A 9756-nucleotide genomic window follows, 5' to 3' on the forward strand; every position below is an offset into this window, starting at 1 on the left:
GCCGGACTTGTCTGGCTTTTCCAAAAATCCGTCGGATTTGGAAGCGGGGTTGCAATACCCGAATTTCTTGCGGCACTGTGTGTAAGCTTGTGGAGCCTTGCAGAGGCTTCCCGGATTGTTTGGAAAAAAACGTGATGGGATCGTGCTGCCAAAAAAGCCAGCATATTGCCTCCTTTAATTTTAAGGTTCAATCCTTTCTATCCCCTTAACCCCGTCAAAATCCTTGTCAAAAGAAAGCATGGTGGAAACGCCATTCTCTAGCATGGTTGCGATGTGCAGGGCATCGCGCGGCTTGAGTCCATGCTTCGAGTAAATCTCAAAGGAATTGCTCAGTTGCCTTGGCGACACTTCGCAAATCTTCAAGTTTGGGAGTATGGACATTTTTCTTACTGCTGCAAGAGATTTTTCCCTGTCACCAGTTCTTATTTCCAGTGTATACAAGACTTCATCGAACACTAACACAGATGTTATTGCACGCTGCTCCCCACTTTCGATTTTTTTAAAAAATTCTTTGCATTTCCTAGCCGCCTCATTTCGCCCAAGCCACGCTGAGATGAAAATGTTAGCATCTATAAACATTACAACAACCCCATTTTCTTGTATTTTTTCAGAATTGCCGCATCGTATTCATCATCAAAATCCAGTTTGCCTTTCAGGCCAACATTGCATTCTTTCGCAAATCTCTCCATATCGTCAGCAATTGACTCCCTCTTCTCCACAACCAGCTTGTTTTTATCCAAGCTGAATCTAAGCGGCGTGTCCACCTGCCAGCCAAGCATTTCCCTGAAGTATTTTGGTATCACAATCTGACCTCTTTCGGATATGCAAGTCATGGTCATTCACCATCCATATATATTTTCATACTAAATTAAATATTTAGTATGAATTTATATGAAAAAATATTAAAAAGGATAGGAACAAGAAACTTGCAAAATATTGCCAAACGGTAATTTATGATAAGCTCGCAGCATGTCGTTTCTAGTCCGCCAATCCCTTTGGCGTAACCTTGAACACGCACTCGCCTTCCGGCATGTTTGGCGAATCCACAAGCCTTGCAATGCGTTTTTCCTCCTTTCCCTTTCGCAAATAGAGCCGATAGGTTGCAGCATGGGCAAGCACGTGGCCGCCAATTGGCACAGTCGGGTCACCAAAAAGTATCCCTGGGTTGTCCATCACTTGGTTTGTTATGAACACTGCAATATTGTGCGCATCTGCAAGCTTTTGCAGCTTGTGGATGTGGTTGTTGAGTTTTTGCTGCCTCTCCCCTAGCGCCCCGCGGCCAACATAGTCGGCTCTAAAGTGGCTTGTCATCGAGTCAACTACAATCAACTTGATATTGTGCTGCTTGATGACCTCCTCGGCCTTGTCAGCAAGTATCATCTGGTGGTCTGAGTTAACTGCTTTTGCAACATGTATGTTTTTGAGTATCGTTGCAGGGTCAAGCCCCTTGGCCTCTGCAAGCTGCTTAATCCGCTCAGGCCGAAAAGTGCTTTCAGTATCAATAAATAGAACGCCGCCCCCAAGCCCGCCTTGCTCTGGCGGCAGCTGGACATTTACTGACAATTGGAATCCTAGCTGGCTTTTGCCAGAGGAGAACCTGCCATATGCTTCTGTTATGGACATTGTCTCAACCCCGCCCCCGATAAGCGCGTCAAGCTCCTTTGAACCAGTCGTTATCCTGCCTATGTTCTTGCGCTTTTCCAGTATCGCATCCGCGGTTTCATAGCCCATCTCAAGGGCGTCACGTGCCGATGCAATCGTCTTTTTGGCAGTCTCAACGCCCAGTTCGGCAATCTCGTCTAGCTCATGCGGAGAGCTTGCGGCTATTTTTTCAAGCGTGTCGTATCCTGCCTTGCGCAGCTTTTCAGCGGTTGCAGGCCCGACGCCTGGCAAATCCTCAAGAACCTTTGCCTTTTTCTTCATCTTCATGTCTATTTCGTCAGCGTCCTCGGGAATGTTTGGAGTTTTTGCGTATTTTGCCATAATAACGACCTCTTGATTTTGTTTTTATTGCCTGCTGTTTGGGAAAACAAGAAGCCTCAGCTTCCCGATTTTCATTGTGTAAAAATCCCTGCCTGCCTTGGATGTGTTTTTCCAAAGCGCGCCTACGTTTTTGAACACGACCTTGCCTTCCCTGTCAACCTCGGGCTGGACAACCCTAAAATCAGGCCTTGCGCCTTTGTCCAAGATTGGCCTTTGCTCACCTGCGGCTGCACTTTGCATGTCAAAGTCGCTTTCAGTGAACACCTGCTCACTATTTGCTGCACTGGAACCCACAAAAGAAGTATGCCCTTTCAAGCTTCCTTGTGGCATTCCGCTTGCGCCACTTGCGTCCTTTCCCATTTCACTCACCTCCCAAGCATGCGTTGTTGCAGGCTTGGAAATCCCTGCGTTGTTTGGCGGAATTTAGTGATATGGTTTGGGCGGGTGCGTTTAAAAGCAGGGGCAGACCTGTTTTCCAGTGAGTTTTACCTCTTAATTTGGCAATAATTTAGAATTTCTATCTTTTCTGAAAGCGATTTGTCAGTCAGTTTCCTTTCCAAACGCTAAACACTTCAGCCGTGCCGTCTTTTTCCTTGACAAGCCTGTAACCATTAAACTCAATGAACGCAAGGGCGGCATAAGTGAATGAAAAAATTATCAAATCTATTTGAATCTGGCTTATGTTCCCTGAAAAATAGTAGAGTGGCACCTGGACAAAAACAGCAACTGCAAGTGCGCCTATGGCATCGTAGCCGTTGAGCGGGTAAAACAAATCCTTGGTCTTGCCGTCCATATATTCCCCATAGGCACCCTTCTCATTTATCTTGCCTTTCTCCAAAAGCCATTTTTTTATCTTGTAAATGACAAACAAAAGGACAATGAAGTAGAACAATATGCTAATAAGACGGCCTTCCATGTCCCTATTGCCAATGGCAAGTCCGTACAAAAGCGCACTTAAAAATAGGGTGGCAAAAGAAGTCATTGCAGGGCCAAGCCCAAATTTATAGATGTTGGAGGACCAGTTTACAAGCCTCAACCCAGGTCTTGATCCTTTAAGCCCAAATGGATATGAAACAATCACCAATTGTGCAATGGAAATTGCAAACATTCCAAGTGCAACAGGGCCGACAAGTTCGCTTCTTGACTGGGGTTCAATTTTATTGTAATAGCCCCAGGCAATGGAAGTTATTAAGACAAGTCCGATAAATATTGAAAAAGCACTGTCAATCCTCTGCCTTCCTTTTTTCACATCCCAAAACATGCTTGTTGCAAGCCCCGCAAAATGAAGATATAGCATCATGGGGAACGCAAAAACGGCAAGCGTAATTAGCATATAAAAAATCGGGGCGACAACATATGGCGACAAATACGTTGCCCCAGCTGCAAGCTCATAGATGCAAAACAGGGCAACAAGGCCAAAATAGGCAGCCCCAAAGTAATCGGGCTTTGCGGGTTCTTTTTTTTCAACAAGCTTAGCGCGCATCTACAATCACCGAGGATTTACTTCTCACCCAGCCACCTTTTGTATCCCCTATTCACCCAGCCGCCATCATGTATTGAAATCATTGGAACTGAGTATGGGTGGTGTGAGGCAACCAGGCGCGAAGCTCTTCTTGCCGCTTTCATGTCCCCACCAGAGCTTATGTCGCTTAAGCTAAAGCTTTGACTGCCTGCATTTGCCTGAAAGCCTTCAGTTTGGCCTTCTGCTTGCTTCTCTTCCCGAAAGCCTGTTCTGTTGTTTCCCTGCGTGCCAGAACCCACAAAAGAAGAACCTGCCTGCGCCCTTCCCTGTGGCATTCCACCCGCGCCACTTGTTTCCTTTTTCATTCAAATCACCTCCAACATTGCGCTTTTTTGCACAAGTTGGAAATCCGTTTGGCGGAATTTAGTGATTATGGTTGGCGGGCAGGGGGTTTAAAAGCAGGGGCAGGGGTACTTTCCAGTGCTGCCATAAGGGAACTGTGCAAGCCCATTGCTCCCTTGAGGCCTTCAACCCTTTAGTTATTCACCAGCATTACGAACTGCCATAAGGGAACTGTGCAAGCCCATTGCTCCCTTGAGGCCTTCAACCCTTTAGTTATTCACCAGCATTACGAACTGCCATAAGGGAACTTTCGTTAGGCAGATGGTCCCTTAAGGTCTTCAACCCTTTAGTTATTCACCAGCATTACGAACTGCCATATGGGGAACAGCGCAATCCCGATTCTTAATTAGTTTCGGCCCAATTGCGTGAATGCCTGAGTTAGGTCGCCTAGGATATCGTCCACGTTTTCTATCCCTACGGAGAGCCTCACCAAACCATCCGTGATGCCCTTTGCAATCCTCTTTTCACGTTCAATCACCGAGTGTGTGGTGCTGGCAGGATGGCAAACCAGTGTTTCAACACCGCCAAGGCTCACGGCAATTGGTATCATACTCAAGTTGTTCAGCAGATGGATTCCAGCCTCCATGCCGCCTTTTAGCTCAAATGCTATCATGTAGCCAGGGCCCTGCATTTGCCTGACCTCAAGGCTTTTGTATTGTTCATCAAAAAGAGGGTAAAACACTTTGAAAACTTCGTTCCGTTTGGCAAGCATTTGTGCAACTTTTACCGCATTTTCCTGCATCCTGGCTACACGCACATCCAGAGTCTTAACGCCTTCAAGAAATGCACTTGCCTCCCTTGCAGGCAGCACGCCACCATAATCCTTTCTTGTAACCCAAAGCTCATCAATCAATTGGCCTGAGCCAAGCACAGCGCCCCCCATCGCATTTGAATGCCCACCTATTGATTTTGTCAATGAGTAGACAACAATGTCTGCGCCTGACTCAAACGGATTTTGAAGAACTGGGGACATGAATGTGTTGTCCACTATGATTGGACACCTTCCCCTGACCACTTCAGAAACTGCCGCTATGTCTATCAGAGTAAGTGACGGATTTGCCGGGGTTTCAAGAAAAACAGCGCAGGTGTTTTCATCAATGTGCTTTGCTAGAAGCTTAAGGTCGCGCAGGTCTATCATCCGCGTTTCCACATCCATCTGAGGAAGAGCGTGCGTGAACAAATCATCAGTGCAACCATAAATCGTGCCATGGGAGACAATGTTGTCCCCTGGCCTGACAAGTGCCAGGATAAGGTGGCTTATTGCTGCCATGCCACTTGAAAAAACAAGAGTGTCGCCGTTACCATGAAGTCCAGTAAGCCCGCATTCAAGTTCAAAGCCAGGTATGCTTCCAAGTCGTGCATAAATTAGACCCATTCTTGCAGCAGCAACATCCGCAAATCTTTTTCCAAGCTCTTCGCAGGTTTCTGCAGGAACAGTAGTTCCAGTGAAATCAGGAGTTATTACCGATTTTCCTCTACCTTTCTTGTCAATTCCAAAATGGGCAAGTATGCTTTGCATTCTAAAGGCATCCCATCTCACAGGCCCTATCAAGCCAGGTGTTTTGTAGCCTTTCCACAAACCTTGTTTTATAATTGGCTTTGAGCCACTTGCCGGACTATTGATAATTACAGAAGACATCCAAACTCACAATATTTTATGTTGCTGAAAACTTATAAACGTAGTATTTTACCAACCTAGCTGTCAGTTCCATTAGCCAAATTTTGTGATTTTTTCACCAAGGTGCCGGCAAATATGTTTAAGAAGCTAAAGCAGCAATTAATTTTGCCAAATCAAATGTAAGAAAGGCAAAACTATTGAAAGAACTCAAAAGATTTGAGGGACATTGATAAGGCGTCAAATAAGGTGTCTAATTAAGGTGATACTATGGCCGCAAACAGGGGAAAAGAGCACGGGCAAAACCAGCACGATCATTCAAGCCAGCACGCTGCCTCCAAAAATGCACACCCGGCGCACCACCAGCATACTGACTCGCACGGGGCGCACCAGGCACACCATCATGCGGCACACCACGCAGCAAACGGCCTGAAAAAATACCTGCCGCAGATTGCCCTGCTTGCAGTATTGATTGTTGCGGTATTTTTCTTCCTCCAGGGAAACAGGATACCAGGAATGCAGCCGCCGCAGGAGGGCAAGGACATTGCAATTATTACAATTACCGCCCCCGGCTGCCTTGAGTGCTCAAGCCTCAATACGCAGCTAGGACCTGTTATGACAGAGGCAAATCTTAGATTTGACGAGAAGAACTATGCATACAACTCAAAGGAGGGCAAGGAGCTTGTTGCAAAATACGGGATAAAAAAGGCTCCAGCGGCAATAATCACAGGCAAGATTGACAACCTGACTTCAACAATAGGCTGGATTAAAAAGCCTGATGCGCTTTTGTTTGCAAACCCCGCACTTCCATATTATGACATTGAAATGGGAAAGCGAGTAGGCGTTGTTGAGGCAACGATAGTTGCTGCAAAAAGCTGCACACAGTGCTCTGACATAACACAGCTTGTGGCAGCACTGAAAAACAACGGAATGGTCTTTGGAAAGCAGGTCACTTATGACATTGGGAGCAAGGAAGGCAAGGATATTGCAGCCAAATACGGTCTTGACTTTGCACCTTTTGCAGTCTTTTCCGAGGACTTTGCAGCATACGAAAACATGGCTGCGCAGTGGAGCAGAATTGGAAAAGTGCAGGATGGAAAATATGTTTTCACGCTGAAGGTCCCCCCATACTACGATTTTGCCCAAAACAGGACACGGGGGATTTTGAGCATGATAGTGCTCAAGGACGCAAAGTGCGCAAACTGCTCAGACATGTCGCTTTTCAAAACCAGCCTTGAAGGGGCGGGCGTGAAAATAGCCGAGCTGAAAAAATACGACATATCTGAAAAGGAAGGCCAGGAACTTGCAGCCAAGTACAGTGTAAAGGCGCTTCCGACATTTTTCCTTGTTGGCGACTGGCAGGCATATGGAGAGCAGTTTGAAGGCAACCTGAGGCAAGGGGGCACAGTAGAGCAGGACAACACGTTTGTCTTCAGGAACTACGAAATAATAGTCCCGGCCCCTGTTTATGAGCCTTATGAGACCGGTAATGCTGCACCAAAATCCCAGGAAGGCCAGATAGGGATAACAATACTGCCAAAATAAGGAAGAGTGTGTAGAAACGACAGGCCTAGGGATAAATTGCCTACTTGAAAAATTTGCCAGGCCTTTTTGCCTATCTTTTTTCTTTTCCAGCTTTAGGGTTGGGGGGCTTTTTCAGCTTCCAAGCTTTTTGAGAATTTTCCAATTAGTTGCACAAGCAAGCCGTTTTGGTCCTTGATTATGACCGATTTTCCCGACTTTCTTGCCTTCAAGCCAAGCCGCAGCAAGAGAAGTTCATCTGAAGCATCCGCATGCAAAAACATGATATTGCCCGCTTCGTCAAGCTTCCCGCACGAGTCAAACAAGCCTGCAAGAAATGCCGCAGAGTAGTCGTTTTTGTGCTTGAAAACTTCAAGCTGGCGGCCTAGCACCTGCTCAAAATACGCCTTGTACGCAGAGTGGAAAAAAAAGGCCGAGTCTCCTGAAACCAGGACTTTGCCTGTCGGGGGAAGCTTAAGCTGCTTTGCGCACAGGCAGAATGCATCAACAAGCCCCCTGCTTCCCCTAACCCCGATTCCTTTTGCTATCCGCGCCCCCTTCCATAAGCCGATGAAGTAGGCAAGGTTGGGCGTTAGTTTGAATTTCATGAGTTGTTTTTTAGCAAGCTGTTTAATTAAACACTACTTCCCCTTTCTTTCTGATAACACGTCATATATGTCATAGTCCAGCCTTCCGTTTTTCTCCAGCCATTGAGCCATTTGCCTGACTAACCTTTGCTTTATTTCCAGGTATTTCTCGCGAGGCATCTCAATATTCCCAATCGCGAACCGCTTGCTTTTTGTGTTGAAGCAGAACATGCAGTTGTCAAGGTTCTCGCAGTTGTGGCAAAAGTACGAGTCAGTGCAGTTTTTGCAGCTATCCATCTCAAAGCAGCGCTGCATGTTCACACAGTTGTAGGCATGAATTGTAAAGCCTGTTTTCAGCACCCTGTAAGCTCCGAACAAGGCCTCGCAGTCCATTGTTGAAAAATTAAATGCTGCGTTTTTTGTTGTGAAAGGGTCAAACGAGTCGGAAACGTTTGCGCAATCCAAATACACTGCAGTGTTTTCAACCCCTAAGTTTTTTCCCTCGACAAAGGTGGGCACAAAGTAGGTGCGGGAAGAGGATGTTGGAGGCTAGAGGTGGAAAAAGCTTATTTCTGTGGCTTGGACGGCTTGAGCGGCCCAAGGCGCTTCCACAGGTAGTTGAAATGGCTTAGTAAAACGAAGTTCATGGCGTCAAATTCTCTTCCACAAATACCTGAAATACCCCAGATAGTTCCTGCTTATCTCCGCGTTTTGTATCTCAAATGCGAATGGCGGCTCCACCCAGAAGAGGTTCACCACCCTATCCCCGAAAACCAATATAACATTGGGCGAATCAAATTCAGGCGGCAGCACCTTCTTTTCGTAATATTCAAGCTTCGCAGGCTGGGCTGCGAACATTCTCTTGGTCAAAATGTCATGCCACCTGATTTTCCTTTTCTCGCGCTTGCTGTTCCAAAGACGCCACCACTCCTCCCCCACGTATTTCCTCATGCCCCAGTTGCCGCCGATAAAATAGTGGTCGGGGTAATCCAGCATCTCATTGAAAAGCGCCTTTATCCCGTCCTTGCCGCGATATGCCTGCACGTTCACCTTTGCCTTTGCCTGCGAATACTGCGCGGCCATTTTCGGAAGCTCACTTTCCACGGCGGCTTTCCTCTCCTCTATCTCATGCCCCTGCCTGCCAAGAAACTCCAACAAGTTCTTCGGATGCGTCAGTTTGTAGACCTTGCGCCTGTTCTCCTCGTAATAGGAAACCAGCCCCTTGTTGATGAGCTTGTTTATGGTGTCATAGACGTTGCGCCTTTCAATTCCCGCCCGCTCATGTATCTCCTGCAGGCTCAGGCTGCCCCCATCAAGCAGCACGGCATAGACCTTTCCCTCGCCTTTTGACAGCCCTGCCTTCTCAAGAATTTCCATTTCATCCCTCTATTCCATTAGTGGTATTGTTACAATGCCACAGAATATTAAATACTCCTTCTTCCATAAATAAACATAGAAAAGCACAATGGAGGCTGGTGAAAATGGAAATGAAAACACAAAAAGTTGTCAGGATTGCAGAACCTATGGGCATGTTTGGCAAGACACAGCGGCAGGTAGTTGAGATTGCGAACCAGTGCAGGTTCAGTCTTCTCACCAACAAGGAGTTTGACAAGAGGCTGGTAAAGACGGGGTTTAGGCGGTTAACAGCAGGAATTTCGCCGTTTGTAGAACAAACCTTCCCGGCATGGTCAGCCACCATGGGCGCATACGAGGCGCCGGGCAAAATGCTTGCAAGCACCATTCAGTATGCTGACTCGGACACTAAAACCAATTTTGTTTTTGAAGTTCCTGCAAGATTTCAGGGCGCAAAAGATATCATTCTTGCAGTAAGCCAAACGCTTGACTCTTATGGGTGGTCGCTCATCACGTATGAGGACAAGGGCGGGAACGACGTGCTTGTCAAGGTCCATGACCAGTCAAAAATAAAGGCAATAACGGCTTTCCCAAGTAGCAACGGCTGGTACATGTCTGACCCAGAGTTTGGCATCCCAACCGGGAAAGAAGTCGATTCTTCAAGTTCCAAAGCACGTTTTCTCTCGCGGCTTGATGGCAGCCCTTACGTTGGCCTTGCTACTCGCTGGTATCTCGAACACGACAGCGACCTCAAGCGTTACGTCGACTTCAGCCAGCAGCCATCCCACCGCTTCGGTGCGCTTGTTTTGGCGCCAGAATAGAGCAAATCGCCA

At 46.9% G+C, this 9756-nt stretch carries 12 protein-coding genes; 2 read left to right on the forward strand and 10 right to left on the reverse strand.

The features are described from left to right. Positions 1-180: 180 nt before the first annotated feature. The 7 genes from FJZ26_01835 to FJZ26_01865 form a co-directional block, all read right to left on the reverse strand. Complete coding sequence (locus tag FJZ26_01835) at positions 181-579, reverse strand: type II toxin-antitoxin system VapC family toxin (protein MBM3229146.1); 399 nt, start codon at positions 577-579, stop codon at positions 181-183. Beyond that, a complete protein-coding gene (locus FJZ26_01840) occupies positions 579-833 on the reverse strand; it encodes an AbrB/MazE/SpoVT family DNA-binding domain-containing protein (GenBank protein MBM3229147.1) in 255 nt (84 codons plus the stop codon). Before FJZ26_01840 ends, FJZ26_01835 begins: the two co-directional genes overlap by 1 nt. 145 nt (positions 834-978) lie before the next feature. Then, a complete protein-coding gene (gene radA / locus FJZ26_01845; GenBank protein MBM3229148.1) occupies positions 979-1983 on the reverse strand; it encodes a DNA repair and recombination protein RadA in 1005 nt (334 codons plus the stop codon). A 24-nt stretch (positions 1984-2007) separates the two neighbouring features. Beyond that, positions 2008-2343 (reverse strand): DUF736 domain-containing protein, encoded by a 336-nt coding sequence (locus FJZ26_01850; protein MBM3229149.1) that lies wholly within the window; start codon positions 2341-2343, stop codon positions 2008-2010. Positions 2344-2527: 184 nt separating this feature from the next. Continuing rightward, positions 2528-3466: a hypothetical protein gene (locus FJZ26_01855; GenBank protein ID MBM3229150.1), complete on the reverse strand. Its 939-nt coding sequence runs from the start codon at positions 3464-3466 to the stop codon at positions 2528-2530. 17 nt (positions 3467-3483) lie between these two features. Beyond that, a complete protein-coding gene (locus tag FJZ26_01860) occupies positions 3484-3810 on the reverse strand; it encodes a hypothetical protein (GenBank protein ID MBM3229151.1) in 327 nt (108 codons plus the stop codon). 383 nt (positions 3811-4193) lie between these two features. Further along, entirely contained in the window at positions 4194-5486 is a 1293-nt protein-coding gene (locus tag FJZ26_01865; GenBank protein ID MBM3229152.1) for an aminotransferase class I/II-fold pyridoxal phosphate-dependent enzyme, read from the reverse strand. A 246-nt stretch (positions 5487-5732) separates the two neighbouring features. On the opposite strand from FJZ26_01865, the gene FJZ26_01870 reads away from it, so the two are divergent. Then, entirely contained in the window at positions 5733-7007 is a 1275-nt protein-coding gene (locus FJZ26_01870) for a hypothetical protein (protein MBM3229153.1), read from the forward strand. Between the two features lie 92 nt (positions 7008-7099). Here the strand turns inward: FJZ26_01870 and FJZ26_01875 are convergent, their stop codons facing one another. The 3 genes from FJZ26_01875 to FJZ26_01885 all read right to left on the reverse strand — a co-directional run bounded on the left by FJZ26_01875 (position 7100) and on the right by FJZ26_01885 (position 8947). Further along, on the reverse strand, positions 7100-7591 hold the full coding sequence (locus FJZ26_01875) for a hypothetical protein (protein MBM3229154.1): 492 nt from the start codon (positions 7589-7591) through the stop codon (positions 7100-7102). A 33-nt stretch (positions 7592-7624) separates the two neighbouring features. Continuing rightward, a complete protein-coding gene (locus FJZ26_01880; GenBank protein MBM3229155.1) occupies positions 7625-8089 on the reverse strand; it encodes a hypothetical protein in 465 nt (154 codons plus the stop codon). A 132-nt stretch (positions 8090-8221) separates the two neighbouring features. Then, positions 8222-8947 (reverse strand): hypothetical protein, encoded by a 726-nt coding sequence (locus tag FJZ26_01885; protein ID MBM3229156.1) that lies wholly within the window; start codon positions 8945-8947, stop codon positions 8222-8224. A gap of 104 nt (positions 8948-9051) precedes the next feature. Between FJZ26_01885 and FJZ26_01890 the strand changes: the two genes are divergently transcribed. After that, positions 9052-9744, forward strand: a complete 693-nt coding sequence (locus tag FJZ26_01890; protein MBM3229157.1) for a hypothetical protein — start codon at positions 9052-9054, stop codon at positions 9742-9744. Positions 9745-9756 lie beyond the last annotated feature (12 nt).

This window comes from Candidatus Parvarchaeota archaeon (genome assembly GCA_016866895.1).
Classification (GTDB): domain Archaea; phylum Micrarchaeota; class Micrarchaeia; order Anstonellales; family VGKX01; genus VGKX01.